This is a genomic window from Sinanaerobacter chloroacetimidivorans, assembly GCF_018128545.1.
In the GTDB taxonomy this organism is placed as follows: domain Bacteria; phylum Bacillota; class Clostridia; order Peptostreptococcales; family Anaerovoracaceae; genus Sinanaerobacter; species Sinanaerobacter chloroacetimidivorans.
This window is the reverse complement of the sequence record NZ_JAGSND010000010.1, coordinates 14815-41572: the sequence shown is the minus strand read 5'-3', so window position 1 is coordinate 41572 and position 26758 is coordinate 14815. Positions and strand designations below refer to the sequence as shown.

33 protein-coding genes are annotated in these 26758 nt (G+C 33.1%); 2 read left to right on the top strand and 31 right to left on the bottom strand.

Annotation, left to right across the window (positions count from 1 at the left end):
* Nucleotides 1-4: 4 nt before the first annotated feature.
* From KCX82_RS14380 to KCX82_RS14320, 14 genes are all read right to left on the bottom strand, one after another.
* Complete coding sequence (locus tag KCX82_RS14380; protein WP_227019185.1) at nt 5-2251, bottom strand: phage tail tape measure protein; 2247 nt, start codon at nt 2249-2251, stop codon at nt 5-7.
* Nucleotides 2252-2302: 51 nt separating this feature from the next.
* Complete coding sequence (locus tag KCX82_RS23005) at nt 2303-2437, bottom strand: hypothetical protein (protein ID WP_264373285.1); 135 nt, start codon at nt 2435-2437, stop codon at nt 2303-2305.
* 86 nt (nt 2438-2523) lie between these two features.
* Nucleotides 2524-2859, bottom strand: a complete 336-nt coding sequence (locus KCX82_RS14375; protein WP_227019184.1) for a hypothetical protein — start codon at nt 2857-2859, stop codon at nt 2524-2526.
* 3 nt (nt 2860-2862) lie between these two features.
* Nucleotides 2863-3321 carry a major tail protein gene (locus tag KCX82_RS14370; RefSeq protein WP_227019183.1) on the bottom strand — a complete coding sequence of 153 codons (459 nt, stop codon included), beginning with the start codon at nt 3319-3321 and terminating at the stop codon, nt 2863-2865.
* 129 nt (nt 3322-3450) lie between these two features.
* The gene (locus tag KCX82_RS14365; RefSeq protein WP_227019182.1) at nt 3451-3774 is read right to left on the bottom strand and encodes a hypothetical protein; all 324 of its coding nucleotides are present in this window, start codon (nt 3772-3774) and stop codon (nt 3451-3453) included.
* A complete protein-coding gene (locus KCX82_RS14360; protein ID WP_227019181.1) occupies nt 3771-4172 on the bottom strand; it encodes a hypothetical protein in 402 nt (133 codons plus the stop codon). Before KCX82_RS14360 ends, KCX82_RS14365 begins: the two co-directional genes overlap by 4 nt.
* Nucleotides 4172-4474, bottom strand: a complete 303-nt coding sequence (locus KCX82_RS14355) for a phage head closure protein (RefSeq protein ID WP_227019180.1) — start codon at nt 4472-4474, stop codon at nt 4172-4174. The genes KCX82_RS14360 and KCX82_RS14355 overlap by 1 nt, the downstream gene beginning before the upstream one ends.
* The gene (locus KCX82_RS14350) at nt 4467-4772 is read right to left on the bottom strand and encodes a phage head-tail connector protein (protein WP_227019179.1); all 306 of its coding nucleotides are present in this window, start codon (nt 4770-4772) and stop codon (nt 4467-4469) included. Before KCX82_RS14350 ends, KCX82_RS14355 begins: the two co-directional genes overlap by 8 nt.
* Nucleotides 4773-4784: 12 nt before the next feature.
* The gene (locus KCX82_RS14345; RefSeq protein WP_227019178.1) at nt 4785-5912 is read right to left on the bottom strand and encodes a phage major capsid protein; all 1128 of its coding nucleotides are present in this window, start codon (nt 5910-5912) and stop codon (nt 4785-4787) included.
* Between the two features lie 19 nt (nt 5913-5931).
* Nucleotides 5932-6579: an HK97 family phage prohead protease gene (locus KCX82_RS14340; RefSeq protein WP_227019177.1), complete on the bottom strand. Its 648-nt coding sequence runs from the start codon at nt 6577-6579 to the stop codon at nt 5932-5934.
* A complete protein-coding gene (locus tag KCX82_RS14335; RefSeq protein ID WP_227019176.1) occupies nt 6569-7702 on the bottom strand; it encodes a phage portal protein in 1134 nt (377 codons plus the stop codon). Before KCX82_RS14335 ends, KCX82_RS14340 begins: the two co-directional genes overlap by 11 nt.
* A gap of 106 nt (nt 7703-7808) precedes the next feature.
* On the bottom strand, nt 7809-9458 hold the full coding sequence (locus KCX82_RS14330) for a terminase large subunit (RefSeq protein WP_227019175.1): 1650 nt from the start codon (nt 9456-9458) through the stop codon (nt 7809-7811).
* An 8-nt stretch (nt 9459-9466) separates the two neighbouring features.
* Entirely contained in the window at nt 9467-9874 is a 408-nt protein-coding gene (locus KCX82_RS14325) for a hypothetical protein (protein ID WP_227019174.1), read from the bottom strand.
* Between the two features lie 52 nt (nt 9875-9926).
* Nucleotides 9927-10283 (bottom strand): HNH endonuclease, encoded by a 357-nt coding sequence (locus KCX82_RS14320; RefSeq protein ID WP_227019173.1) that lies wholly within the window; start codon nt 10281-10283, stop codon nt 9927-9929.
* Between the two features lie 140 nt (nt 10284-10423).
* On the opposite strand from KCX82_RS14320, the gene KCX82_RS14315 reads away from it, so the two are divergent.
* Nucleotides 10424-10564, top strand: coding sequence for a hypothetical protein (locus KCX82_RS14315; RefSeq protein WP_227019172.1), 141 nt, complete (start codon nt 10424-10426; stop codon nt 10562-10564).
* 52 nt (nt 10565-10616) lie between these two features.
* Here the strand turns inward: KCX82_RS14315 and KCX82_RS14310 are convergent, their stop codons facing one another.
* The 9 genes from KCX82_RS14310 to KCX82_RS14270 all read right to left on the bottom strand — a co-directional run bounded on the left by KCX82_RS14310 (nt 10617) and on the right by KCX82_RS14270 (nt 19067).
* Nucleotides 10617-10955, bottom strand: a complete 339-nt coding sequence (locus tag KCX82_RS14310; protein WP_227019171.1) for a hypothetical protein — start codon at nt 10953-10955, stop codon at nt 10617-10619.
* The gene (locus KCX82_RS14305) at nt 10942-11367 is read right to left on the bottom strand and encodes a hypothetical protein (protein WP_227019170.1); all 426 of its coding nucleotides are present in this window, start codon (nt 11365-11367) and stop codon (nt 10942-10944) included. Before KCX82_RS14305 ends, KCX82_RS14310 begins: the two co-directional genes overlap by 14 nt.
* Nucleotides 11354-11800 carry a hypothetical protein gene (locus KCX82_RS14300; RefSeq protein WP_227019169.1) on the bottom strand — a complete coding sequence of 149 codons (447 nt, stop codon included), beginning with the start codon at nt 11798-11800 and terminating at the stop codon, nt 11354-11356. The genes KCX82_RS14305 and KCX82_RS14300 overlap by 14 nt, the downstream gene beginning before the upstream one ends.
* Nucleotides 11801-12641: 841 nt before the next feature.
* Complete coding sequence (locus KCX82_RS14295; RefSeq protein ID WP_227019168.1) at nt 12642-14072, bottom strand: hypothetical protein; 1431 nt, start codon at nt 14070-14072, stop codon at nt 12642-12644.
* A 23-nt stretch (nt 14073-14095) separates the two neighbouring features.
* The gene (locus tag KCX82_RS14290) at nt 14096-14509 is read right to left on the bottom strand and encodes a hypothetical protein (protein ID WP_227019167.1); all 414 of its coding nucleotides are present in this window, start codon (nt 14507-14509) and stop codon (nt 14096-14098) included.
* A gap of 200 nt (nt 14510-14709) precedes the next feature.
* Nucleotides 14710-17478 carry a hypothetical protein gene (locus KCX82_RS14285; protein WP_227019166.1) on the bottom strand — a complete coding sequence of 923 codons (2769 nt, stop codon included), beginning with the start codon at nt 17476-17478 and terminating at the stop codon, nt 14710-14712.
* Between the two features lie 180 nt (nt 17479-17658).
* Entirely contained in the window at nt 17659-17865 is a 207-nt protein-coding gene (locus KCX82_RS14280; RefSeq protein ID WP_227019165.1) for a hypothetical protein, read from the bottom strand.
* Complete coding sequence (locus KCX82_RS14275; protein ID WP_227019164.1) at nt 17858-18241, bottom strand: hypothetical protein; 384 nt, start codon at nt 18239-18241, stop codon at nt 17858-17860. Before KCX82_RS14275 ends, KCX82_RS14280 begins: the two co-directional genes overlap by 8 nt.
* A gap of 496 nt (nt 18242-18737) precedes the next feature.
* A complete protein-coding gene (locus tag KCX82_RS14270; protein ID WP_227019163.1) occupies nt 18738-19067 on the bottom strand; it encodes a hypothetical protein in 330 nt (109 codons plus the stop codon).
* 429 nt (nt 19068-19496) lie between these two features.
* Here KCX82_RS14270 and KCX82_RS14265 point away from each other — a divergent pair, with 429 nt between their 5' ends.
* Nucleotides 19497-20501 (top strand): helix-turn-helix domain-containing protein, encoded by a 1005-nt coding sequence (locus KCX82_RS14265; protein ID WP_227019162.1) that lies wholly within the window; start codon nt 19497-19499, stop codon nt 20499-20501.
* 66 nt (nt 20502-20567) lie between these two features.
* On the opposite strand, the gene KCX82_RS14260 is transcribed toward KCX82_RS14265, so the two are convergent.
* The 8 genes from KCX82_RS14260 to KCX82_RS14225 all read right to left on the bottom strand — a co-directional run bounded on the left by KCX82_RS14260 (nt 20568) and on the right by KCX82_RS14225 (nt 26352).
* Nucleotides 20568-21692 carry a heavy metal-binding domain-containing protein gene (locus tag KCX82_RS14260; protein WP_227019161.1) on the bottom strand — a complete coding sequence of 375 codons (1125 nt, stop codon included), beginning with the start codon at nt 21690-21692 and terminating at the stop codon, nt 20568-20570.
* A gap of 484 nt (nt 21693-22176) precedes the next feature.
* The gene (locus tag KCX82_RS14255; RefSeq protein WP_227019160.1) at nt 22177-22332 is read right to left on the bottom strand and encodes a hypothetical protein; all 156 of its coding nucleotides are present in this window, start codon (nt 22330-22332) and stop codon (nt 22177-22179) included.
* Nucleotides 22333-22957: 625 nt separating this feature from the next.
* Nucleotides 22958-23617: a hypothetical protein gene (locus KCX82_RS14250; protein WP_227019159.1), complete on the bottom strand. Its 660-nt coding sequence runs from the start codon at nt 23615-23617 to the stop codon at nt 22958-22960.
* The gene (locus tag KCX82_RS14245) at nt 23589-23981 is read right to left on the bottom strand and encodes a hypothetical protein (protein WP_227019158.1); all 393 of its coding nucleotides are present in this window, start codon (nt 23979-23981) and stop codon (nt 23589-23591) included. Before KCX82_RS14245 ends, KCX82_RS14250 begins: the two co-directional genes overlap by 29 nt.
* 449 nt (nt 23982-24430) lie before the next feature.
* The gene (locus KCX82_RS14240; protein ID WP_227019157.1) at nt 24431-24997 is read right to left on the bottom strand and encodes a hypothetical protein; all 567 of its coding nucleotides are present in this window, start codon (nt 24995-24997) and stop codon (nt 24431-24433) included.
* A gap of 61 nt (nt 24998-25058) precedes the next feature.
* Complete coding sequence (locus KCX82_RS14235; protein ID WP_227019156.1) at nt 25059-25355, bottom strand: hypothetical protein; 297 nt, start codon at nt 25353-25355, stop codon at nt 25059-25061.
* Nucleotides 25356-25401: 46 nt separating this feature from the next.
* Nucleotides 25402-25557, bottom strand: coding sequence for a hypothetical protein (locus KCX82_RS14230; protein ID WP_227019155.1), 156 nt, complete (start codon nt 25555-25557; stop codon nt 25402-25404).
* A gap of 195 nt (nt 25558-25752) precedes the next feature.
* Complete coding sequence (locus KCX82_RS14225; RefSeq protein ID WP_227019154.1) at nt 25753-26352, bottom strand: hypothetical protein; 600 nt, start codon at nt 26350-26352, stop codon at nt 25753-25755.
* Nucleotides 26353-26758: the final 406 nt, after the last annotated feature.

The following is a 26758-nucleotide window of genomic DNA, read 5'->3' as shown; positions in this document are numbered from 1 at the left end:
AATATCACCTCATAACACTAGCAAGATTCCTGAACGCTGTTGCAATTTCACCATCTAAGGCATCAACTTGACTTTGTGCAATTTGTCTAATTTTATTCAAGGTTATTTCGTCTGCGTTACCCTGTACAATAATATCACCCATCTGAATAGTAACTTTGTTTTGTGAACTCCCTCCGTTAAGATTTAGTCTCATAGCTCCAATGCTGCTTTTCATCAAATTGGCAAAATATGATGTTAAGCTAGGCATATTATGAATTAGATCATACAATTTCTTACTATCACCAGAATTAAATATTGTTTCTGATTTAAATTTTGTACCGTCTAATTGTGCTAACCCAGTAAAATCAACAACACCACCGGAAGCATATTTTGTAATACCTTCACCTTTAATCTTAGCTTCTCTTTGCTTTTCAAGTTTTGTGATTTCGGATGCTGGAGCACCATTAGCTTTAGCTTCATTTATAAGTGCCTGGTAGTCAGTATTCTTATTATAAGAAACACTACTACTACCGCTGGACGAGCTGCCGCCCCCCCCTGTAAAAGCTGATTTCGCAGCAGAAATTGCTGATGAAATGGCACTGGAAAAGAAACTTTTAATCTGTTCATAAAACCAACTTGCCATGTCCTGAATACCTTGCCAAACTCCAGATACAATATTCTGTCCTAAATTTCTCCAACCGCTAGCCCATGTAACTGCCATATCCCAAATGCCAGTAAGGAAACCTTTAAAATCACCCTGAAATAATGCCTTGAATGCTTTAAATACAGACATTATGCTATCAAATATAAAGCCAAATTTCGCTTTGGCAATATTACTTAAACTATCAAGTGTAACTGTAAAGAAATCCTTTATACTTGTCCAAGTTGTTATAAAGTAGTTTCTAAAATCTTCGTTGGTTTTCCAAAGATGTGCAAATATCGCTATTAATACCACAATGGAAGCAATTAAAATTCCTATTGGATTAGCTAACAGGGTTAAATTAAAAGCCTTAAATGCAGTGGTTGCCATTCCTATTATTGGTGTCAATGTCGTTCCAAGCGTTATTAGTGATGAGATACCAAGTGCCACTTGACCGACTATTATTAATAGCGGTGCAATTCCTACCACTAATAATGCAATTGTACCAATAACTTTTAAAGTTCCGGCATCAAGACCTCTTAACCAAGTCATGAATACTTTTATTGTTTCTAATAATTTCTTTAAATATGGCATAAGCATTGTACCGATTTCAACCCCAAGCTGACTGTATGTCCCTTTAGCGGTTGCTTTTAAAATATCCAGTTCATCATTAAAGGCATTGGCTGCATCTAAAGCATCTTGACTTAAAATAAGCCCTGCCTTTTCAGCTTCTTCCCCCATTTGTTTAAGACTGTCTGCACCACCCAACATTAATGGGTTTAAATCCTGTGCCGATTTGCCAAAAATCTGCATTGCCAATGCATCACGTTGGGTTTGATTCTCCATCTTACCAAGTGCATCAATCACATCATAGAATACATCTTGATTATTTCTAAGCTGCCCATTTGAATCAAGAAAGCTTATACCTAATTCATCAAATGCAGATACAACATTCTTGCTGCCATTTTTAGCACTTTGCATATTTTTAGTCAACTTTGCAAGTGATCCAGTAAAGGTTTCCAATGGGACATCAATAATATCTGACGCATACTGAAATTTCTGAATTGCTTCAGTTGTCAATCCCGTTTGCTTTGCTAATGTATTTATATCATCGGCTGCTTTACCTGTATTAATTGCAAGAGTAGCTGCCCCTGTAGCCACACCAGCAATTACGCCAGTAACAGGCATTAATTTCTTGCCCATATCCGTGGCTTTATTTCCAAAACCATCAAGCCCATCTGTCAAATCTTTTAAAGGTTTCTTCGTTTCTTTTAGTTGAGCCTCTAAACTCTTTAAATTCTGTTCAGCAGATTGCACTTCTCTTTGAAAGGCTCTAAATTGCTCTTCACCAATTTTACCGTCCTTGAACTGCTGTTCAACTTGCTTTTGAGCATCCTTTAGCTGTGATAGTTTATCCTTTGATGCCTGAACACTATCTGCAAGTAGCTTTTGCTTTTGAGCTAATAGTTCCGTATTTTTCGGATCTAATTTCAACAGTCTATCAACTTGCTTTAATTCGCTTGATAGGTCTTTTGTTTTTGTGTTAACCTCTTGTAAGGCTTTCTGCAAAGGTGAAGTATTACCACCAATATTAATCGTGATGCCCTTTATCCCTTTAGTTGCCGTATCCATTCACCTCACTTTTTCAATAAAAAAGGGTATGTTTCCATACCCAGCCTAGTATTAAAATTTATTAAAATCATCCTGTGTAGCTCTCTTTACTTTTGGTTGGTTATTATTTTCATTTGTACTTTCTTTTTGATCTTCAATATAAGCCCCAAATAAATCAAATATCATTCCAATTGTTAAGTAATCCAATTCTCCGATAGACAGACCAACCTGTTTACAACGTAATATATAAATATCAGTGGTAAAGGATTCATCTTCTGTCTGGCTATCGGATTCTAGTTTGGGGAGTTAGTTACTCCCAGCGAATTAATCAACAGGTCTTGAAGTTCTTTGCATATATCCATGATGGGAAATACGCTAAAATCATCCAGCCACTCTAAAGGTGTTTTAATTGTGGGGTCTGCTGTTTTCGCAAACACCCAAGCGATATTATAGAAAATTTCTAGATCCAAATAATCAACATTTACTTCATCACCTTTACTGACAACTTTTTCAAGTTTCATAATGTCAGCAAAGAAATCTCGTTTAAACTGGGCTTTATATCTCAAAGGAGCTGCCCCTGTTGATTTAAATACGATATCACGACCATCTATTTTAATTACTTTTTCCATATGTTACACCTCTGTCGATTTTTCATATACTTCGCTAAACCAATTCGCATAAATCGTTGTATTTTCAGTAGTATTATCTACTGATGCTTTAACGAGTTTATCGCCAATTCTCGGTCTTACCGTAATACTTAAAGTATCATTAACTGGCTCAATACTATCCCCTTTAGTACTTGATGCTATATTTGGTCTTGAACATTTACAACGATATAGCCAATGGCGTTTTTCATTTACATCACCTTCAAACTGGAACGCTAAAGCAAATTCTTTTGGTTTTGCATCTGCGTTTTCAAATTGCACTCCACTAACGAGCTCTTCTCCTAAAACCGCTGCTTTAAATGCATCATTAGCAATCAGCAATTCCAATTCTCCAGTATAGCCCTTATTATTTACTAGAGATAATGCTTCAACATTATCTGCATAGACTGGTATAATTTCACCGTCTGGTTCTAGTGACAGATTCACTGCTCCTTCAAGTGCAACTGGTGTACCATATGTATAACGCCTGTAATGGCATCTCTTCCAGTAAGCAAAGCATAATAGACATTGCTTAAACCGTACTTAATTTTATTACTCATCTATTTTATGTCTCCTTTAAATTTCTACTTCATAAATTATTTGCAACATTGATTCTGTATCAATGTAAACCTCAACTTTGTCATAAAAAATGGAAGCATTATCAAACACATTTTCTAGTGATTGTTCTGCTTCCAAATCCTTTTTACTGGTGTATAACTCCACCCGATATTTATTTATTTTAACCTTTACCTTATTATCTGCCCCTATGTTATTGCTTCCAGTTATCAAATATATAATATATGGTGGTTTAGTTGGATCTTCTTCACTGGCTTTAAAGCTGTGATAAACTACAGGATATCCAGCTGATTGAATCAGATTATAAAATTCTGGTTGTGTCATATCTCACCAACCGCCTTTTCAATTTTTTCCTGAAGAGACTCGATCATTTTTTCTTCATTTGGTTCGATATGCTTTTGTCCTTCAACCCTACCACCATCCCTTGTAGCAAAACCATTCTCTAACAAATGGGTAAGCTGTGGGTCTGATTTATTGTAAACCGTGTAAGAAATATTTAGGCTATTCTCAAACTGCTTTTTAGCAGTCCAATTTTTAGAATAACGATTTAGCACACGGTTCTTTATCTTTCTGCTCCGTTTTGGAGAATCATTACCTATATTTTCTACAAGCTGGTTGGCTTCCTCTGTAATGATCTCCTTAACCGATTCAGTCACCTGTTTATTATATTTTGCTAGTTCAGAAGCAATAAGGCCAGAAAAATTGTCTATCGTACATTTCATTATTTATCACCCTTACGTACTTCACAATAAATCTCTGTCATTTCATTTTTAGTATTATAAACACGATATATTGAATATTTAACACCGTTATATAAAAGCATCGTTTCGCCTTTATATTCTCCTGTCCTAATAATAAAAACAGTTGACGGTTTTATATCTGTTTGTCCTGCACTAAAGAATTCAGACTGAGGAATGCTTTTTTGCTTTGCATATACTTTCCGATAAGAGTAATCTTTAATTTGTTGTCCAATGCTATCTTTTGAATAGATAATACTTATTAACTGGATTATCTTATTAAACACTCGTATCACCTACCCCATACTGAGTAATTTGATTCAACATTTCAGCTTTTTTATTGTTATATTGGTTCAAATACCAATCCTTATCTGGGTTTTCCAACCCAAAGAAGGCTTTACAATAAAGAGTTATCACCCTTCGCAAATTACCGTCAGTATCAATATTTAAAAGAGCATCGGGATTAATACCCGATGCCCCTAAATCATCTTGACACTCTTCAATCAAATTATTGATCTCATCATTAAAATCTGTGTTAAAGATTGATATACGCAAACTGGTTTTTACGATATCAAGAATAGCCATGATATCACCTTATTAAGCAGTAGCTTTAATCAGCTTAACGAATGCTCCAGTTAATGCAACCTTGCCATCAAACATCCCTGCACCAAGATACTTATAACTATTAGTATCAATATCAAAAGCTGTAGTCACATTAACATCTTCAGGCATATTCCCATAATATCCAGCCATGAAATCACCTAAAATAGCTTCATGCAATGTGATACGTTCGTCAAGCATTACTGGATATCCGTAAATAAAGTAATTAGAACCTTCACGGGTAACCAGATCATTTTTAGATGCATCTTTTAATGGCATGAAATCTGTAAACAGTGTTTTCTTACTCATTAAGAATTTAGCATTTGCATCATATCCACCTGCAAGCAATCCGATTAAAGTTGTTACATTAGTATTTGTCAAAGAACCAGCCAAAGCAACAGTTACAGAATTAGTTGCATCCCAAGTAATTTCATCAATTCCTTCTGCTTCACCAGAGCCAGTACCGCTAATAATTAAAAAAGTGATCTTTGATGCCAAAGATTTACCAAGATTATTAGCAAGCCATGTCTCAAATGCATCTACTGACATCTTCATAACGGATTTAGAAATCTGCAACAATTTTGTTACTTCATATCCGAATAAATCAACATATGTAAGTGTATCGCCTGAAGCTGTGATAGTAGCATTTTCTGCATGTGTAATAGCTGCATCAACAACATCTTCAACAGGAACTCTTACGCCGCCTGGTACTTGAAGCAGATTAATTTCTGCCAACAATGGAGCATGCTGTTTAATTACTTCTACGATCTTATTCTGTGTTATTGTCGGAATAACCGCTTCTGCACTACCAACGGCTGTAGTAAATGCACGCTTTTCAGCTTCATTAAGTTCTACCCCTCTCAATTTGTTTAGAAACGCACTTCTATATTCAGCACTTTCAATTGTAAATTCTCTTGTTTCCATACTCTTATCTCCTTCAGGCTTTTTAACAACGATACCATCAATTAATTTCATTCTCTGTTCAATATTTGCATATTCAGTATCAAGACTTCTCAATTCAGCTTCAATTTCATCCAAATTTTCTGCCTTGTTTTCTTCAATAAGGCTCCTTATTTCAGCCTTTCTCTTGTTGATTTCAAATAATCTTTCTGTGTTTTTATCCATAATGTTTAATAATCTCCTTTTACATAAATGTTTTTAAAATGATTTCTTTTTTTCTTTGCTCCAAAGCCAGAGCATTTTGTTTGTTTATATAATCTGCCTTTAAGCTGTCCAGCTTTTCTCTCACGCTATCCAGCGATTCAGAACGGCTATTTATATCCGTTTGTGGATATGCCGGAAAATTTACCGCAGATATTTCTATAACCTTTGCAATATCTGTAATTCTTCTAGTTGGCATATCAGTATCTAAATCTTCCCAAACTTCATCCCGAACATAAAAAATGAAGGACATTCCTGTGATATCCTTCCTTTCGACTGCACTATATAAAGCTTTTGCTTCCGTATTATTATCCGTGTCGAGTGAAGCCCTTGAATATAATCCCTCTTCATCTATCTTTAAAAACAAGGTGCTGTTTTCGTTATTGTTTCGGCTTCTTGCAAGTGGTATTTTAGATAAATCATGGTTTATGCTAAATAATACATCAGTAAAATCTGTTTTATCAAATGCACCTCTTTCAATAACTTCATTGAACCAACCGCCAATATTGGCAACCTGGTTAAATACGGCTGCATGACCTTCAATTACATTGCCTTCCGGCTGCACGATTAAGTCAGGCATTGCAAACGCTCTGCATTCCTTTGAACCTATCATACTAAATTTATTCTCCATCTACTTTTTCACCTTCCTTTCCGTTATTGAGCTGATATTGATTTGCAATCTTTGAGTTTATATAGTTTAGCGATTGTAAATATTCCTCTGCATCCGGCGGCGGTGAAAGATTAAGTATCTCTGCAAGTTGACCTTTATTAAGAACCCCCAGCTCCTTGACCGCTACGATCATATCAATTTTGGATTTCGTATTCATATAAGAAAGTCTGTCTGCAATAAACACAACGGTATTCCCAAAGTCAATTTCTCTCTGAGTAAATATCTTAGCAGTGAATTCTTGACTGAAGGAAATTGCCAGCGGTTCCAGTACAGATTCGTAGAAACTCTGCCATTCATCCTCTGTATATTTTCCTTTAACAATTCCTTCAGATACCCCAAAATAGGTATATACTTTATCTTTTGCAAGAGCTGTATTTTTGTCATCTACTAAAATCGGTTTACTTTCAATTGGTATGTATGTTGATCTATCATCCGTAACGGCAATACCACCACTATTTTGTGCAGATAAATAGTCTTCTTCAAACTGTTTCTTTAATTCGGTTTTATCATCACCCTGCAACATCCCAACTAATTTCAATATGCCTCGGATTAATCCCGATGTTTTCACAGCCTGAATTATACCTTGATTAATGGTATATAAAAGATTAATAACCGGATTCAACGTCTGATGATTGCTTTCACCATAGAAGTCATTTTTATAGAAGTGCTTTCTCAGAACAATAATATTTTCAATGCTTTCCGTTATAGTCTGACTACCGCTAAAATTAAACCTCAGATAAAAATTCCCTAGTCTATCCTCAATCAACTCTGCCTGATTATATAAAACAGGGTAAAGCCCTATAATGTTGCCAAAAGAATCTCTTCGAATATAGATATACGCATTATTTTCTATATACAGATTTGTACAGATTTTGTACAAAAAATCATATGAAGACATTTCGGTATTAGGTCTTAAAGATAACAGTTTATTTAAATTGCTCGATTGCTCTACATTCTTCAATTTATGGGTTGGTTTCATCTTTGCAAAATGACGAGCAATTGCATCAACGCAAGCTCTAACAGTATCATCATCATAAATACCGCCATTGAAGCTTGTAATTCGATTATTGTAACCGTTAAGCATTTTTACAGCCGTATACTGCTTGTTATCTTTACTTGTGTCATTTTCCTTTGCACCAAACCATTTATTAAATATACTTCGTTTTTCTATTTCGCCCTACCTCCTTTCCTTATTTGATCATATTTAAAAAGTCCCGATAATTATCTATCAGAACTTTATAAGCAGTATATAAGCTTGTCATTCCATCATTACGCATATGTTTATTTTTACGCTTATCAAACTTAATGTTTCCGGCTGGATCTGTTATGACTTGAGTATTAGAGAGGCACCACTTTAGCGCAGGGTTATCATTATAATTTATCAGCTTAGATTTAAAATCCAGTTCCATTTCTCTCATTATTGGAGATACAGAAATAAAACCCTGCCTTACAGAAGACAGCTTGAATCCATGAGCCTTCATTTCCTCTTGCCAAAGGCTACTCATTGCCCAGTCATAACCTATATTGATTGGAATAATCCCATATTGCTTGATTACGGTTTCATTAAACCATTTGGTCACATCAGAAGTATTAACCTTATTACCTTTGCAGAAAGTAATATAACCTTTATCTCTCCAAATATCATAAGGTACTTTATCGGATTTGATTTTATTAAATGCTGCTTCTTCTGGAATAAAGTACATCTGGTGGACATACTTCATAGGATTATTACGCTTCATCATTATAATAGTTGCACAAGTCAGATCTCCAACTTCAGAAAGATCAACACCGCCTATACAATATGATCCTTTGAAATCTGCAATATCATAAGTACTTGTATTATTAAGGTCTGCAAAAGTCAACCAACTTCCGGCAACAGTTTCTCTAATATTAAAGTCCTTTGTAATAACTGTAGGCATAAACGTGGAATCGACTTTAGCTTTTTCAACATTTGCTTTCAGATCATCAAAAGACTTAATTACTCCAAGTGAAGGATTTGCTTTTCCCCAACAATCAGGATTATCAATTTCCGCTTTATCATCCAACTCATAAAAGAACGAAAGGAAAGAATCATTAATAATAATTCCATCCAGAACATCACAACCATATTTATACTGTGCATCAAACAAACCTTCCCTGATAAACCCTGCTGTGCTTATGCTAAACATCATAGGCTGCTGTCTTGAACTTTGAGACTGATATATAACATCATATGTATCTCTGTCCCGTATAGCTGCAACTTCATCAGCTATTCCAAGACTTACATTTAATCCGTCAAGAGTATTTGACTTGCTTGAAAGTGGCACAAAATTAGAAAAAGTGCTTTCCATATACATATCAGATTTTCTTTTTCTAATGTGTTTATTTAGATTAGGGGACTGTCTAACCATATTCAGAGCTTCATTAAATACAATCATTGCAGCATCTTTTTTGGTAGAAATACAAGCGACCTGTGCTCCATCCTCTTCCATCATTCCATATAAACCCAATCCAGAAGTAAGAACGCTCTTTCCATTTTTCCGACCGCAAATTATAAATATCTCTCTTGCCCTTCTCAGCTTCGTTTCACAATGTACAAAACCATAAATAACCTGTATCATTGCCTTCTGCCAGAGTAAAAGCTGAATCTGTTTTCCACTCCATTGTCCCTTACTGTTTTTACAGAAAGTTTCAATAAAAGTTATGGGTCTGGTTGCAAGTTCAATATCAAATATAAAAGGCGGTTTCGGATTCTCTAGTTCCGTTACCACCTTCTCATATAATTGCTTTATTCTTTTTGATACAATAACTTCATCACTTTGTATCTTGTCCCAATATTCCAGTATGTAATTTTCAGCCATTGAATCACCTACCTATTTTTTATAAAGGTAAGTAATTCATCCTTCGCATTATTATCTTCATTTGAAGGCTCTGAAATATTCTTGGGTAATAAATCAAGCAGTTGTTTTATTGAATTACTATAGCGGTTTATTAAGGCTGTATAACTTTTAACTGCCGGAGATTCTTTAACATTCCCTTTACCATCTGATGAGATTGCACCATCTCTATCTATGTACAAACTCAATTCTTTTAGGGTTGCTTGCATAAATGCGGTCTGATCTATAAGGCTTTCCGCAACTTGCATTTTATCTTTCGGGATATCTTTAAAAATCCCTTTAAGTTTTTTCAATTCTGCTTTATAAACTTTATCTTTGTCGAATTTATCTAATAAATTGTTATTTTCAATAGTGATTACCTCCTTGTCTAAGTCTTCCATGTGAGAATATCCCATAGAGAGGAAAATTGTAGATATCCATCGGTTTTAAATTTCAACGTTTTAAGGTTTGCAATGGGGGAGTACTCACGCTTTGGTTCGCTAAAGTAATCAGATCTGAATCATCAATCACTATTAAATTTCCCTCACTATCAAACATCAGACCATCAACCACAGCTCCACCATTTCCATGATGTTTCCTATTGTGACAGTCCTGACACACAGCTTGTAAGTTTTCAGGATTCCAAACTATATTCGGATCATTAACATTATCATCAGTAACTTCCTCAATATGGTCTGCTATTGTTCCCTTCTCAACATGACATACCTCACAGATTCCCCCTGCTCGATCAATAACGAACTGCCTTAACTTTCTCCAACGTGTAGTATTATAAAAACTATATTTCGCCATGTCTCTCCCCATATATAGATTAAATTGTCAGAATATTTATCGTTTTGTCTTGACAGCTATCGAATAGTAACTTATACTTTATATTGTGTTAGAACAAACGTTCATAACAATATATTGAAGAAAGGAGAGTGGACGGATATATGGCAACATCAAAAGTAACATCCAAGAGCGCGGCAACTGCCGCTTCAAAAGTCCTCCGTGATGGAAGGACTGGAGCAGCATCCAAAACCGCTGCCGGAAGTGCTTTGTCACAAAGACCTTCCAGTTCAAAGAAAAAGTAAATAATATGCCAGCTGAGCAAGATGATTTTCACCTTGCTCTTTTCATTTTATATTATTCAAACCTCAAATACCCGGCTTTATGATCCCAAACCGGTTGCCATTTACGACTATAAGCAATGCCGTCATATAACTTTTTTAATTGCTCATCGGTGATATTAAACTTATCTTTAAAATATGAATTAATAGGATCTTCTTCAGACTCTATCCTATCTTCCAATTCTTCTACCCTCACTGTTTCAATCTCATCCTTTGCGAAGATCATTTTAATTCCATCAACGCCCTCCAGCTCTATAAAATTCGCAAAGTTATTGAAGCTGTTTAAATTCAAATCCTTATCAGCGACACATTCATACTTTCGTCCATTCTTCAAGGTTATATTATATTTCTTCATTATCGGCACCACCCTCATAATAGATCTGATTCCATGCCTTCATCACATCAGGAGAACGTTGGAATTTACATATTAATTTATCATCAAAGTCTTTAGACTTTACCGCAAATACAAAACGCTTAATCAGTCCAAACTCTCTAATTAATCGTTCTGCATAGTCACTGCCCAAAATCTCAATAAATTGCATATGTCCCGGATATTGAATGGGAGTTTCTGCCCATTCTTTTTTAGTCTCTTCATGATACCGTTTAATGATTGACCATATCTCTTGACAGTTCTCAAACCGCCATTGAGGCACGCCGCTATTATGTTTACCAAGCCCTTTGTATAATAGTTTATTAAAATATCCTGCGTCTATAATGGCTTGTGCCAGATCGATATCTTTGATTAGAATGTTGTCATACTGTTTCATAAATTTCTGTATGCTCCCCCTGTAATTCATTTTTCATATTAGATTTCTTTTTTCTTCCCCTTTTAGCTTTTGGCTTTCCGTCATCCTCCGGCAAGAGGTCAGAATCATTCACTGATGAAATAGTTTCTTCCGTTGGTTCCGGCTCAACTATTTCTGATCCTGGCTTTTTAACTTTATCCGATATATTGTAATAGTCCTGCTCAGTCTTGCATCTTTCATTTTCAAGCCATTTTAAATCTTCTACCATTTGCTGAAACTCGTCCACAAGTTCTGGGAAATTAAAAAAGATATATACTTTCCTTCGTTCATCTCTATTAGATTTTTCTATGGCTATTAAATTTCTCAGACCATATCGAAACACTAACTTCTCCGCTATCCGCTGCGAAAATATAACCACAGTCTTTTCCTGTCTCATTTTTTCAAAATCAATCATTCTTTCTTTTACTCCTTTGTTTTTATAGTTTTATTTAACTCGCTAAGCAAATCAAATATTACATTTGCTTCCGGCGCATAATACTTTTGCTTTCGCTTACCTCGTCCAGTCATGGATACATCAAGATCAATATGTTTTGACCTAATATAATCCGCTTCTGCTCTTGAAATTTGTATCAAACAATCACTACTTTCATTTATTTATTGTCATCTCTCTTCTTTTCCGCACAACAAAAGGCGGTATATCACTACCGCCCTCTGCCGTGATCTATCAAAGAAAGAATGAGGATGAAATCATTTTATTTTTTGGCAACACAACCTCCAGTACACCCAGAGGTCATGCAGGTGGAAACTTACCACCTTTTGATTATTGATGCCTAGTATGGTTCAGACCTTACTTTGGAGGAAGGTGGATTTGCACCACTTCAGAACCAACAACTCTTACTAAAAATGGTTAAAACAATTTAGCAATTGTGTTTATATTTAAACGACTTTCACCGTATAAATATCAAAGGCACGAACCAAAACAGCTCATGCCCTCGAGAAAGAAAGGAAATATAAATGGTTAAAATATTTCCCATTATGCATTTTGGGAATGCACCAACCCATAAAAAGGATGAAAATAAAATGAACACTTCGGGCTGCTGAATACCCTTTATGTTATTTTCATATAATTAAATTCTCTTTCCGTATCCCAAAAAACACGCAACGGAAATAATTCTTAAAAACCATTGTTTTCAGTACTTTGAGGTATGCCGTATCCCAAAAAAGGTTACACATACATACAAAATATATATACTAGGCTTATGATTCTATATCTATCCATATACATATCCTTCTCTTTATACCAAGAAGGTATATATATTAACTCCATTAGGATTTACTGAATAATCCTTATAAATAATTAGATATCTAGCCTTCTCCAAATTCTTAATACATTCACACACTTCTTTCCGTGTTGTACCTAAATCATCTGCCAACTCATCCTGAGTCAGATTTTTACCTATTTGTTTTCTATATCTCATATAACAGTAAACTCTTAATTCGTTTGGCGTGATAACCCTATCAATAAACCTTTGTATCGAATGGAAACTTAAAAATAATAACTCGTTTTTCTCACATTGAGCTCTATTTAAAATATAAAAATTTGACTGATTTTTATTCTTACCTTCAATACAATCGACTATTTTATTATCTATCAAATCTCCTAGTACTCTAGAAATCGTATTCTTCGACATACAACATTTATGTGTAATTGTACTGGTTAATTGTTCAATAATCTGCTTTGTAGAAAGACCTTCTGAATAAATATTAAGAATACTTAACATTGCAAGATGATTTCCATTCATTTTAAAACCCTTTTTATTCTTCAAAAGCTGAATGTGCTTATGTTCTAATTCTACAACTTTTTCATCAATAACAATTATCTCATCCTGATCTGATTTATTACAATTAAACCGATCGCAGTAATCAGATAATATACTTTGGATTTCTGGATTATCTGTCTTGCATCCAAGCAATTTATAATCCTTCTTCCAGTAGGCTTGAAAATGCTTTTGTAAATCATTAACCTTTTCGGGAGGATTACATTTTGCATTCCACTCTTTAATAATTTCAAAGGCTTGTACTTGACTATAACTATTCTTTTTTAAGTGTGCCGCCAATCGTCCTAAACAGAAATTCCTATGTCCTTCAGGAACACCTTTTAGAATTTCTCCGATACAATAAGGCATAGCCGTTTTTATATGTCTGATAAATTTATCATCCGATAATAAGCAATACTGCTTATATAATTTATCGAGATCATATGGCTTCTGTTTCTCCGGCGTTGCCATATGCATTAAGTTCACTTGCTTCTTGGTATTATTTTTATGGTTGTATGTATGCGGAACTCTTAATATTTGAGTTGTCTTGACTGCATTTGGGTCAGCTCCTAACCTCTTGGCAAGTGCAGTATTTACTTCAATAATTTTATCAATATCATCAGTATCTTTAATTAGAACATAAACATGAAAGCCGCCACCGCTGCTAACAAGCGCATGATAATAAATACCATTTTCATTAAAGAGTCTGAGGATATCTTTATGATTGAAATTATTACCCAAATCTTTTTTATCAAAATCGAATGCTAACACTCTTCTTCTAATTAAATTTTCCCGTTCTCCAGATTGTCCATTTGTTGTACTCAGACTTGTAAAAATATTAAAATTATGCTTATATTTATTTACATAATCTATAGCATCATCTATGACATTAAAAAATTCAGGCTTCAAATCACCTGAATCACTTAAACACACTATTCTAATATACTCATTTTTCTGTAGATCACCAAACAGGAACCTGAAGAAGTTTCTTTGTGCATCAATGCCTTTATTAATCTTTCATCAACTTCTTTCCCGATTTCACCTTTTTGTTTTTCGTATTGATTCCCATAATGGGTATTTTTAAATTTAATATTGACATTACTTGAATATGATGTATAATACAAATGTAATTTATATCTATTATGCAGCCAAAAAAAATTATTTACCTTGTCTTGCTTCATACAGCCTAATAAATTCTTCATATTTATCCATTTTTTCATCCGATAAATCAAGAATGCCATTCTCAAACTGGGATATTGCCGATGCAGTACACTTGCAATATTTCGCAATATCTGTGAGTCTGATTCGGTTTCTCTTTCGCCAGATTTGGCATTTTTCACTATCATATAAGTCAAATATATCTATTTGCATACCGCTTGTTCCTTTCTATTAAAAATTTTTTAAGGCTAAATATTGCCTATATCATATAACCCCATTGGGACAATTCCTGTACTTATTGAAATAAGCAAGTTGCAGAACGCATCTTCCTATTTTTTGGAATTTACAACAAAAGGAAGTAGTTTTTCATACTTCCTTTCCAGTTAAATTAAGATATTTTTTTCTTATTCTGATCTTGAATTTCGGGATAATGTACAATTTTTCTGATGTACGTTTCACCAAATATTTCAATGATTCCGTCCCTTAGACCATCTGTAGTTTTTATAAGAAACTCGTCTTTAGTCTGAGTATTTCTAAAACAGTCCAATGTTTCTTTAGGATATGCGAAATATAATAGATTTAATGTCATCATTGCATGTTTGCTAAAACCAATGTCATTTTCAGTAACTCCAAAAGCCTTTCGTAAAATCATTAAAATGGTCTTACTGTTTATAGTGAGGTTCTTTAAATCACTAATAGCTTTCGATTTAGCATTTTGTCTTACTGTTTTTTTTGCCTTATCGTTTAAAACACACGAATCCAAATTTAATGATTTAATTTTATTATCCCACTTCTTAACAATGGCATATATTTTATCAAGTTGTTTTGAATTTGCGTCATTACCATTTAAATCCTTTTGTCTGACAAGCAAATCCTTAAATTGTACCTTGTCTTTAATAGGATGAGGTTTCTTGATTTCCTTATCAAGAATATCTTCTAAAAAATCCATCGGACATTGAAACCCTTCCGATCTAAAGGCTCTATATTTGTTATTGTCTCTATGATTATCTTTCTTTGTCACATATTTAAAAAAGCTTGGAACGATCATCTTTTTATCTAATATTGGTTTTCCTTTTTTATCAAATTTTCCGGATTCCGTTATATGAAAATCTAATATTGGTTTGTTGTCATACTGGAATTCATTAATCAAATTCATTTCTTTAGTAATTTTAATATTATCGAAACTTTTTTTACTCTTATCGATTTCAATCTGACTAAGGCTGGATAATCTGCTGCTGGCTTGATAATATGCATCAATCAATCCATCATCAGCACCTTTTGAAATATAATCCCACATATATGAGTTAATTATTTGGCTCTTATTTACGATCTTTCCAATGGCATTGTTACAAAGCATATTGTCTAGTTTTGCTAGTTCAAGATTGTTATTCTTCCTTAATTTAACTTTACCTTCAACCAGATTTATTGGAGTTGGGAAATTCTCTTCACAATATTTTGCCATTCTAACTAGTGTACTATGAGGAAGTAAAAGAAACTGGTCTGAATCCATGTCGGCACCCTGTGCCCTGTCCAAAATATCATTATCATTCGCATTTATAATGATAATATGTTCCGTAAGATTAAACCAACTGTATTCATCACGGTACTTATTTGTAAGATACAAAACGTTCCCACTATTAACGTGAGGGTTTCTGCTGCCACATAAATTCATACCTTCTTTATAATAACTGCACCAAATTTCTCTTCCCTTTTGAGAACATTCACCTTTTTCATACTTTCCTATGGTAGCCTGAAGCATACTATAAGGATTGCAAAATAATGTGACATAGACCGTATCTTTTAGCCTTAGTTTTCCACGCCTTAGCCCATCAATATAATAATTAATCTGCTCCTTTTTCCAATCTATAAATTTGGTTGTTTTCCGGAATTCACTGTTCACCGCCAAGAGTGCATTGATCAAAGCATTTGATTTATATTCATCATTTACGCTATCTTCTTTGTCTTCTATACCATCATCTTCAAGTAGACCTTCATGATTCTGACCAATATAGTTTTTAAATATAGCAAAGTCATTTTTCAAGGACATTACATAATCAATTTCAATTTTCGCCAGCTCTTTAACTTCGCCATAACTTAATGGAAGAGAATTGATTAATTGATAAGTGGCTCTATTAGATGATCCATAATTACCGGCTTTGTCACATTTAACAACCCCAACGGTATTTTCAATATGAGTTAGCCAATGTAGATAACATTTAATTTTATCACCTTCAAATTTACTATTGGTAAGTTTTAACCATTTAAGGCTGTTTGGGGTGATAATCAATTTGATTTCACTACATTTCAATGTTCGACCTGTTACTTTACCATCTAATTTTTCAACAATTTCTGTTATTCCTTCAGCTTCCCAAAATGATTGAAGTCTTGTATTGAAAGCACATGATTTCAACCAATCATTTCTTAAAAGCATAAAAGCTTTATGACTTTTATTATATTTCTCAAAAACAGATTCATCCAATAATGACTGACCATCAGTTAGGCAATTTGTTCTGGAGATTGTTTTGGTTTCGGTTATTATTTTATTTTCAACCTGTTCGGTAATACTTGCTCTTGTTTCGAATTCTCGACCATAAATATCATCGATTATAAGAATTTCACTAGCTTTCAATTCTATAGTGAATTCAATTGAAGACATTATTAAAGCCTCATATGCTCGAATACTTGCCATATCAATCATTTCATTTTTTTCAAAGGTTATACCTAAGTTGCTTTTTGAGATCAGCCTATCATAATACTGTCGTCTAACAAATATAGCGGATCCATTCTTGGCTTTATTTGAACCTCGTTTGTAAAAACAATATTTGATTCCATCAACTGAAAATCCGTGATTATAAATATATTTTCTGATCTTATTCTTTTTTACTTTTTTCCCTGTTTCAGCATCTTTGTAATCTTTTTTGAAGGTGACATTAATAAACATTTCCGTATATCGTTTATCAGCCTGAAACTCAAATTCGTTTTTAGCTAACCGTTTTGCTCTGATACTTTCTAAACTAAACGGAAATGTAGCCGTATATAAATTTGATATTGGAATATCTTTTACGCTGTATTCCTTCTCTGTTATTGCTGCCCGATAAATATAGGCGGCTTCCAGATTTTTAATATAGTAATTGTATGTACTAATTGTAATTTTCACCCTTTCTTAATTTCATCATAAGTTTTAATAAATATGTTCGGCGTTAGGTTCGGGAGCCGCAGAGATGACTTAGAGTGATATAGAACTGATGTGTGCCCATTTGAGGTAATCACATCTTCAAACAATGCGACCCCTCCAGCAATAGAGGGGATAAGCGGTATGCCTACCCCCAATACTTTTTCACTGTAACGTTCTGCTGCCTACAGGTACTTCAAATAATGAAGCTAATAAACAAACTTGGTAGTATTTATTTTCCATATCAAAATATTTGTTCATAGCCATCATGCCTAATTGATACATATATTTACTTTTTTCATACCAATAAAGGCTTGTGTCTGAAATCGGTTCCGGCTCATTATCATCTTTAATTATCTTGGGTTTACTCATACTGAAGTGTGCCTTTTTGTCTGTATATATGTTTATCTATGTCAGCATCAATTATTTTTTCTAAAACCTTTGGAAGTATCCGATACGAGAAATTGTCTAACTGTTTACAGACTTGAATGACCAGTTGCCATCTATCTTCATTGCGCCATTCTTCGGCTATGTCCCTTCCTATTGGGGTGATTGAGACTGTTTTATATTCAAATTTACCTTCAATTTTAAATTTAGAAAGCCCATGTTCGACTAGAAATTGTAATGCTAATTCTGTTTGTTCTTGGCCTAACGATACCTGCTCCATTAATTTTTTTGCGTTTACATCTTGATTTTTCTTTACTAACTCTAGTAATATTAATCTTGCGTTAATGATAATTGTTTCCATTGTTTTCATCCTTTCTATTTGTGTTGAAATTTCAACACCTTAGTGTTATACTTAATTCTGGATTTATTTTATGTGTGCTTGTCCCACTGATGCGCCAACATCAGTTTAAGGAACAGCATTTTTATTGGTTGTGGTCTACAATCAAGTGCATCACTCCTTCCAAATTCTAAAATAGCAATAACGAATTACGCCCCGAAAAATTAGCGCACAAAGCCAAGATATCAAACTTTATAGCATATGCTATAAAGCGAAATCCTGTTTTAAGGTGTAGAAAATCTACAGGTTGAGATTAATCACCCTACAGATTGCACCAAAGCCGTCATATTCAAGTTGTTCATATTAAATTATTTAATGGAAATTACCCACTGGAACGTGGGCTGTTTGATAGGTATATTATCGGGAAAACAGATTAATGTTTCAACCAGCACAATATAAATACCCTAATTATTTACATTTAAAACATTTTGCTTTTTATGGAGAGTAAATAACTTTATAATTACGCCCCCCAATGATGATGCCTACCGCAGCTCATTTCTACAACTTCTGGACAATCAGTTATGTAAACTTTCAAAATATCCTTGTTCCTATCGTCCCTTATAAGTTCGAAATTTGTTATGTCGGAATTTAAATACATTATGTTGTCGTCATTCTCACTATTCCAGAATTTAAACACTGATCCATTCCATTGTAACTTTACATTATGATAAACCGCCCTTTGCATAATTCCTCGTTTTCGTTTTGATTGAGATTGTAAATCCACTAGTTTGGTAATTATATAGTAGTTATATTCTTGTAACAGATTTAATAATTCTTCCTTATTTATCATCGCATGTACCATTCCCTTTCTATTATCATAGGTAATAAACATAGCCTGTCAGCTCAGTGCCGGTAGCTGTAATTCCGTCAGCTGGTCAGCTTGTCTCGCAAATTTACGCTTCTTTATTCAGTTTTCAAGGTACTAATTTATTTCAACAAGGCACCTCTTCCCCTTGTGGTGACGGATTCCCGTGATCTTCTTTAAGAGATTTCGGCTTGTACCCGGCAAGCCATCATCAGACGGGATTAATTTGTGTTTGTATTGCTCCTTACATTTTTGATTATAGCACGACAGAATTTAATGTCAAGATGATTTAGTAAATTTATTAGTAAATTTATATTTAATTATTGAATTTTATATTATTTATTTAAATATTTACCGATTTATTGACTTTTAGAATTTTTTTATGCTATATTAATTGTAAAAAGGAGTGATATTATGGCTACTATTAAAATAACAAAAGAATTAGCCCTAGCTTTGAAAGACTTAAGACAAGAATATAAAGTTGCATCAAAAGATGTCGCAACTTTCATTAATAAGAGCACTAGTTATATTTCTAAGCTTGAAAAAGGCGATATAAAGAAAATTTCTACCGATGAATTTTTTAGAATTTTTTCTTACATTGTGCCGGAAGAACAATCTCATTCACGTTTCGACGAATTTATAGGCAAATGTACTTTAGAATTTAGTAAGCGTGAGATAGAGCAACAAGAATGGTTGCAAAATTTCGATACGGTATATCGGCAAATACCTATTCCGCCTGAATTAATTGAACACATTAATGCCTTGCTGGTTGAAAATAACCTTTCAATTTCTGAAGTTGTAGCCCGAGTTAATTTAAATGAAGATTTAAAAGACTATACTCTTGATTTATCAACATATGAAAAAAAGGTATGGCACTACCCTCATAATGAATCACCGTTCATTATAATGGATATTTCATTAAATGAAATAGAAGACATTCTCTCAAAAAAGAAAACAACAACAAACTATACTACATTGCAAGCCTTTCTTTATAACCTATTAAAATATAAGAGCGAAGATTTTAAATCTACTTTTGAAGAAACAACAAATATTTTAACCACTTATAAGTTTTATTCAATTTCTAAGAAAAATGAACTATTACGGAAAACACACAGTCAAGAAGAAGTTGAAGAAATCTTAACAGATTTTGATAAATTAAATGAAGGCTACATTAATCAAATCCAGAGAAGAATAGAAAGTTTCTCAAATCTTAATATAGAATATGCCAATGGAAAACTTGATATTTTGACCAAAAACCTTCAAGCCGATACTCCTTTAGTATTTGGATTATTCGGCATTGATCTTACACCTTTAAAGGAATTGGATATTGATGTAAAACGCTCTTTTATTAAAGATATTGATAAATTAGTAAAAGAATATGGAACAAAAATTGATGAGAAAAAGCAAGAACTAATCTAACCATATAATTTAATTTCTAAAATTATTAAACCCCTGCCACCGATCAACCGGAGCAGGGGTATTAAATCATTTCAACATCTTACTTTTTGCTATTTTAGCAATTACATCTAACCTTGCTTTAATTCTTTGTAAGTTTCTTTCAAAATCTGGCTTGAATCCTTTTTTGTCAGTTTTACATTTTGAGCATGATTTATCATCAATTGCATTTTTGTTCCCACAATAAGGACACACCCATACTTGGAAGGATTTCAAACCATTTCTTTGAGTTTCAATTGTGACATTTATGGGTTCCAAATTATCCAATTGTTCAAGTATTTTTAGAATATAATCTATGTCTTTTTTATAATAAGTCGTCACCCTTCTTTCTAATAATGGAAAAACATAATCCTCCCAATTTACAAAGTTAATTTCATTTATTAATTTATATATTTCTGAGTAAGGAAAAGAAATATTCTGCGCAAAAGCTTTCCAGGACTTATGGAATTCTCTTCTTCCATTCAGCAACCCATCTTTGATATATTTAGTTAATATAAAATGACAATCTTCAAGATAGTATGATTTTAAATATGTAATAAATTTATTTAAACACTCTACCTCCTCGGTTATCCCTTCTTGGTTTATGTCTGAGATATGGGGTAATAGTTTTAGAACAAAGTCCTTATCTATATATCCCAAGTCATATGCTTTTGAAATCAGTTCACTTGTCAATGAATATATTTTGCTATTAGCAAATGAATTCTCAATTATAGGCAAAGTTTCTTCTACCTCAAGCTTAAAAACATTTTGCTTTATCTCATCTTCTGTCACTATAACTTCTTCGTTTGTTAATTCTTCTTCATTATTCTCGCAATCATCACAACTTAATTTTACGGCGGTTCCGACCCCTGATATCATAAACATTTGTGAATTCTTTCCGCTTATTTCGTCCATATCAACTTTCAACCCTATAACTGCATCGGCTTTTATTTTTCGCGCTTGAGCTTCTAAAGATGACATTAAATGATTGTATAATTCATTCATTCTTGCTTCAAATTTTCCAGATCTCCCCCCGACCAAATCTGTAAAACTAGCAAAGAATTCAGAGAACAAACCCGCACCAACAACAATTCTATCAGAAATAATTCCAAGATATTCAATAATTTCTTTTCCTTCAACCGAGTTTGTTGTAGTAATTATCATGCTCTTTTTCATTTGTTCAACACTCCTTCTTTTAGCATTGCATAGGTATTATTCTTTAATGTGGAAACATTTACTTTTAATTCTAACATGTTCAAGCATTTTAAAGAGCATTCTATCATTATACATCTTTCGGCAAAATAATATCTAAATCTTCCTTATTGTCTGAGCAATTTCACTTGATTTATCGTTTTCGCAACATTTAGATTCAACCATTTTTCAAATCGGTCTTTCGGAATGTAACATTTCCTTCCTAGTTGAATTTTTGGGAATCCGCTAGAGTGAATTGATACATTTGTCGTTTGCCACAATCAAATATTTTTTGTAAAATCGAGCTTTACAGCCTGTTTTTATTTAAAAGTAATTCCACTTTTATCAGAAACAATTTCTACGAGCCTAAAAACAGTCTTACAAGATTGTAAGCAGGTCTATCAAACTATTGTTTGTGGTAAATATATAAAATACATGCTATACAACAACTACCATAAGAGCCTAGCTATTAGCTAAACTCTTTATCTAACATCATTTTAAAATATTCATGAAATGATTCTTCAAAATCTTTTCCGTCTTTATTAAATGTAACGATTACTTTAAATTTTCCATCTATGCATGTATACTGATGGTCATTTAACATTATTATATCTTCCATTTTCATATTTGCCCTCTTTCGTAACATTAGGATTTATTATTACCTTAAGCCTTATCTATTAAAAAATTCCAACATGTTTTCCAACATTACCATTTATCCATTTCTCTAATTTATCCTTTGGTATGTAAGAAGTTTTTCCAATTTGAATTGTAGGAAAACCTTTAGAATTTTTAACTGATATGTTTTATCTCGACCTAATTTAAACATTTTTTGAATATCTTCTGTTGTATATAATATAATGCCTTGATCATTTTTTCAATTTCTCATTCATTGGATATCCACAATTAGGACATACTGAAGCTTTATCTGACACAGGTTAATAAGCATTGATTTTCCTCTATAAAAATACCCACTTTATATATCAACCCCTTACAGCCTGTTTTGTTTAAAAAGAATATAAGTGTTCCACTTTCGCCAGAAACAATTTATACACGTCACTCAAGACCCCTACACAGAGTTGTAAATGGGTCTCTGTTCGTTAACCAAACTGGTTAATACTGCTAATGATAAGGGAGTAACGAAATGTGACACCCTTTCAACTGTATCCAATTTGGTTACACTTTGGGTACTCGACAGTTTGTCTACTACTGAAAAATTACCCTACTAATTACTGTTTAGTGGGTATTGAAGACTAAATATTGTTTAGGGACGCAAATTTCCATTCTATTTCACGTTCAGGAACAACGTAATCAAACGCATTCTTTTCTGTTTTTATTTCAGCTAAAATATCTTCATCTAAACCGATTGTGTTTGACTTTATTAATTCTCCGGTAGCAACATTTTTAAAAGCTCCACCACCTTGAGATTCCTGTTGAGTATCTAAACTTTTACGTTTACAATCCTTACAAACTTTGTCATCTCCAAAAAAATCAACTATAGGTTTTTCACTATCGCAGCAGGTACAAATACGGGCAGTTTCCTTAACCTGTACTAATTGTTTCGGATTAGAAGTTGGTTTTGGCGGATTAATTTCTTTATACGCCGCATCTATAGATTTCTTTCCAGTCAGAACTTCTTGTTTTACTACTTCATTGTTAGATTCTAAAATCTTACGCCCCTTGTCATATGTACGATCTGAAACACCAGCGATTTTGGCGAGTTCTTTACGGGTGTCGATAGGATTATCTATCGTTTTTGGCAAATTTTCCGAAAACGTATTATTCATTTTATCTGCCGCTACCTGTTTATTTTCTTTAGCCTGTTTCTCAAACATACTACGATATTTTTCAGCAAGTGCTATTTTCTGAATAGGGGTCAAGTTTCTACGACCCAGATTTCCATCTATGACCACATTGTAAACAAGTGATCATTACTTTCTGACTACCAGCAAAACCACCTAGTAATCCAACTGGGCCTAATGCTATACCCCCTATCGCTGCTTTTCCCAATCCAAATCCTTTATTTGATGCATGAATTTGTGTTGATCCACATTGTGGACACTTTATTACATCATAATCTTGTGGTTGAGTAGTACTGGGATTTGGAGATTCCTTAGATACAATTCTTTCAGTTATACCGCAGGAGCAGGATATCGGAGGATTAAAATGAAACTCGTCACCGTATTTTTTATAAGAAACCCTATGCTTTCTATGTTCTGCTCCACACTTTTCACATTTCACTATTATGTATTGACCATCTTCTTGTATATAAATCATGGTTTTCCCTCCAATTACTCTACATTGACTTTAAATGAAGATCATTTTACTTACCGGCTTGCCATTTATGACCGCAAGCAAGACAAGTAATCATGATCTTACCTGAACCAATAAACCCAGTAGTAATTTTCCATCCTCTCTTTCCGGCATGAAGTTGAGAACTGAAACATTTAGGGCAAACGACTGGTTTATTGGAGTTGTTTATAGATTTACCTTCTGAGTTATATAACAGACTGCAATGTGGACATTTAATTGTGCTTTGATTTTTATCAATAATATATTCTTTACCACACATATGACATTCATATTTCTAACCTCCAATTGAAAACTTTTAATATATTATTTTAATTCTAACATGGTAGCAGCTCTAAAATCGGTACAATAGTTTTACATTTTTCGACAAAATAATACCCCTTAATACAAGAGCTGCATTCACTGCAATTTTAGAATCAAGGGGTATTCTCTATTTTTTCACTTTGAGAAAAAGCAATAGTATAATTATATAACCTTATGGTCATCAATTTATTTTTATCGTTTAAATAACATAAATCAATCTTATTAAAATGATCTGTCTGAAATTCTTCTACATTCAAGTATATCGATTGCTCCAGTTGAACAGCTTCCCTCGAATTGATATTCACAACACCCACTTCGTTGACATGAATAGAATGTGCTGCATAAACCTTAGTCGTTTCATCTCTTGGTATCTCTTGAACAATTAATTTATCATTCGTATAAAACCTAATTTGAAAATTTCTCATTATTTGGGGAACATCAAAACTGTTATATACTTGTAGTGTATATTTTAATCTAAAGCCATACAAATCATTATCTTCACTACCATTCGAATAGCAACCCACACTTTTATATGTATCGAAATTATATTCTTTATTCACTATATAGACATTGAGTTTTCCACGATGACGTAAAAAATCTGTTACAATTAAAGTAGATACAGACCCTAAAACAGCTCCAATTATTCCTTCAAATTCTTGTATATAATTTAGTAAAACCAATCCGTATCCCCACCAGTTCTTCTATATAATCTATTTCCCCGCTCATATGACAATCCTCTCTTCAAGCCAGATCAATATACATAATAATTTCATTATTCTTGTCAATATGAGAATACAAATCTTGAATTAACACTACTATATTATCATACGTCTTTTCCTGAAATCTCAAAGCCGAAGTAATTTTATAAGTTCGCTCAGCTCCATTTTCTAATTCAGTGGTTATCTCTACTGAAATGTCTTGATTATCTTCATCATTAATACTACCCCATTCAGCTATAACAGATTTAAAAAATTCCTCATATGGTATTTGCGCTAATGGTTCCGGCTTTACTATTTTAATGCTAAATTTTTTTTGCATTTAGACATCCTCCAAATCGTATTTGTATCTCTATATAATTTCAATTCTAATGTTTTACTTGGTTAACCTTTTCAATAATGAGATATTCCCCATCACCGTTTATTTCAACTTTTCCATCAACCTCAATAATCTCTTTTATTGGTGACTCTTTATCTTTATCATTATCCTCATCAGTTTTCCGACTTTTTCTGGTTTCTCTCATTGTACCACCTCTTTGGTTACTGATTTTTATTCCATATTTTTATTTTACCAATATTAAACTTATTGTCAAATATTATCATATTAAAGTACGTTCAGCATAAAATCCCAATTTTATAACCAAAAGGAAAAAAGCGGGGTGCCTCAGATTTTAACCTGAGACACCCCCTTTATTTATGTGATATATATTATATATGCACTACTGGTTATTTAAAATATAGTCTCTATATTTATGATAATACTTAATATAATTCACATCATCAACATAGTCTTTCATCACATCAAACTTAAAGAAGTAATAGAAATATTCTTCCTTATACTCGATGTTTGCATGTTGATATGCTCTAATACAATAATTATAAATCAAATCTTCCATTGTCTTTATTTCATTTTTATCATAAAGTTCTAAAGACTGATTTTTTATATCAATCATTGTGCTAAAATAATCTTCAACTTCTTCAAGTCTATATGATGGTTTATCTATATAATCTGACATGAATGTTGATGCTTCTTTCATTTTATTCTTCTTAACTAATTTGATAACGGATTTATAAATATCATCAGGAACAAAGAATTTAAGGAATTTTAGTATATTGTTATATTGTTCATATTGTTCTTGTGTTCTTGTATTGTAGAAAATCATATGTGAGTAGAAAATCTTATGAGCATCTATGACTTTATCTTTATTTTGAAACGGTATATAAGAAAGCGGTCTAAATAATAAAGCATTGTCATCAGCACCTTTAGCCATTGCCCCTGCATAATTATGTACTATTTTGTGAGCATCAATAAAATTCATTTTATTATCCTCGTTTTCTAATCATTATCTTATTTAGGAAAACTATACTACTTTAATTGATCTATACACTTTTGACAAACTCTTTTACCCTTGAAATATCTTAAATTATCTATACTCCTACAGATACAACACGAAGGGGCGTATTTCCCAACATAAACCGTTCAATGTATTCTATCGGATTTGCAGTCGGAGTAAAGTTTTCAGCAATGTAAGTAAACAGAAAACCAATAATACCTAGTTCCAAGGCAACTAGAAAACATCTAAAAATATTCTTTATTATTATATGTATTCTCTTAATTCCCATCTGCGTTCAAACCTTAATGTTAACAATAATTTCTATTACATCTATGATATCACCATAATTTCTCACTCTCAACTAAATGCGAAAAAAAATACCTCCTAACCC

What these genes read in the sequence shown, in the direction of transcription:
- KCX82_RS14380 (WP_227019185.1), bottom strand. Translation starts at nt 2,251, where the DNA reads ATGGATACGGCAACTAAAGGGATAAAGGGCATCACGATTAATATTGGT.
- KCX82_RS14375 (WP_227019184.1), bottom strand. Translation starts at nt 2,859, where the DNA reads ATGGAAAAAGTAATTAAAATAGATGGTCGTGATATCGTATTTAAATCA.
- KCX82_RS14365 (WP_227019182.1), bottom strand. Translation starts at nt 3,774, where the DNA reads ATGACACAACCAGAATTTTATAATCTGATTCAATCAGCTGGATATCCT.
- KCX82_RS14360 (WP_227019181.1), bottom strand. Translation starts at nt 4,172, where the DNA reads ATGAAATGTACGATAGACAATTTTTCTGGCCTTATTGCTTCTGAACTA.
- KCX82_RS14350 (WP_227019179.1), bottom strand. Translation starts at nt 4,772, where the DNA reads ATGGCTATTCTTGATATCGTAAAAACCAGTTTGCGTATATCAATCTTT.
- KCX82_RS14345 (WP_227019178.1), bottom strand. Translation starts at nt 5,912, where the DNA reads ATGGATAAAAACACAGAAAGATTATTTGAAATCAACAAGAGAAAGGCT.
- KCX82_RS14340 (WP_227019177.1), bottom strand. Translation starts at nt 6,579, where the DNA reads ATGGAGAATAAATTTAGTATGATAGGTTCAAAGGAATGCAGAGCGTTT.
- KCX82_RS14335 (WP_227019176.1), bottom strand. Translation starts at nt 7,702, where the DNA reads ATGCTTAACGGTTACAATAATCGAATTACAAGCTTCAATGGCGGTATT.
- KCX82_RS14330 (WP_227019175.1), bottom strand. Translation starts at nt 9,458, where the DNA reads ATGGCTGAAAATTACATACTGGAATATTGGGACAAGATACAAAGTGAT.
- KCX82_RS14325 (WP_227019174.1), bottom strand. Translation starts at nt 9,874, where the DNA reads ATGGAAGACTTAGACAAGGAGGTAATCACTATTGAAAATAACAATTTA.
- KCX82_RS14320 (WP_227019173.1), bottom strand. Translation starts at nt 10,283, where the DNA reads ATGGCGAAATATAGTTTTTATAATACTACACGTTGGAGAAAGTTAAGG.
- KCX82_RS14315 (WP_227019172.1), top strand. Translation starts at nt 10,424, where the DNA reads ATGGCAACATCAAAAGTAACATCCAAGAGCGCGGCAACTGCCGCTTCA.
- KCX82_RS14310 (WP_227019171.1), bottom strand. Translation starts at nt 10,955, where the DNA reads ATGAAGAAATATAATATAACCTTGAAGAATGGACGAAAGTATGAATGT.
- KCX82_RS14305 (WP_227019170.1), bottom strand. Translation starts at nt 11,367, where the DNA reads ATGAAACAGTATGACAACATTCTAATCAAAGATATCGATCTGGCACAA.
- KCX82_RS14300 (WP_227019169.1), bottom strand. Translation starts at nt 11,800, where the DNA reads ATGATTGATTTTGAAAAAATGAGACAGGAAAAGACTGTGGTTATATTT.
- KCX82_RS14290 (WP_227019167.1), bottom strand. Translation starts at nt 14,509, where the DNA reads ATGATAGTGAAAAATGCCAAATCTGGCGAAAGAGAAACCGAATCAGAC.
- KCX82_RS14280 (WP_227019165.1), bottom strand. Translation starts at nt 17,865, where the DNA reads ATGAGTAAACCCAAGATAATTAAAGATGATAATGAGCCGGAACCGATT.
- KCX82_RS14275 (WP_227019164.1), bottom strand. Translation starts at nt 18,241, where the DNA reads ATGGAAACAATTATCATTAACGCAAGATTAATATTACTAGAGTTAGTA.
- KCX82_RS14270 (WP_227019163.1), bottom strand. Translation starts at nt 19,067, where the DNA reads ATGATAAATAAGGAAGAATTATTAAATCTGTTACAAGAATATAACTAC.
- KCX82_RS14265 (WP_227019162.1), top strand. Translation starts at nt 19,497, where the DNA reads ATGGCTACTATTAAAATAACAAAAGAATTAGCCCTAGCTTTGAAAGAC.
- KCX82_RS14260 (WP_227019161.1), bottom strand. Translation starts at nt 21,692, where the DNA reads ATGAAAAAGAGCATGATAATTACTACAACAAACTCGGTTGAAGGAAAA.
- KCX82_RS14255 (WP_227019160.1), bottom strand. Translation starts at nt 22,332, where the DNA reads ATGAAAATGGAAGATATAATAATGTTAAATGACCATCAGTATACATGC.
- KCX82_RS14245 (WP_227019158.1), bottom strand. Translation starts at nt 23,981, where the DNA reads ATGATTTATATACAAGAAGATGGTCAATACATAATAGTGAAATGTGAA.
- KCX82_RS14235 (WP_227019156.1), bottom strand. Translation starts at nt 25,355, where the DNA reads ATGCAAAAAAAATTTAGCATTAAAATAGTAAAGCCGGAACCATTAGCG.
- KCX82_RS14230 (WP_227019155.1), bottom strand. Translation starts at nt 25,557, where the DNA reads ATGAGAGAAACCAGAAAAAGTCGGAAAACTGATGAGGATAATGATAAA.
- KCX82_RS14225 (WP_227019154.1), bottom strand. Translation starts at nt 26,352, where the DNA reads ATGAATTTTATTGATGCTCACAAAATAGTACATAATTATGCAGGGGCA.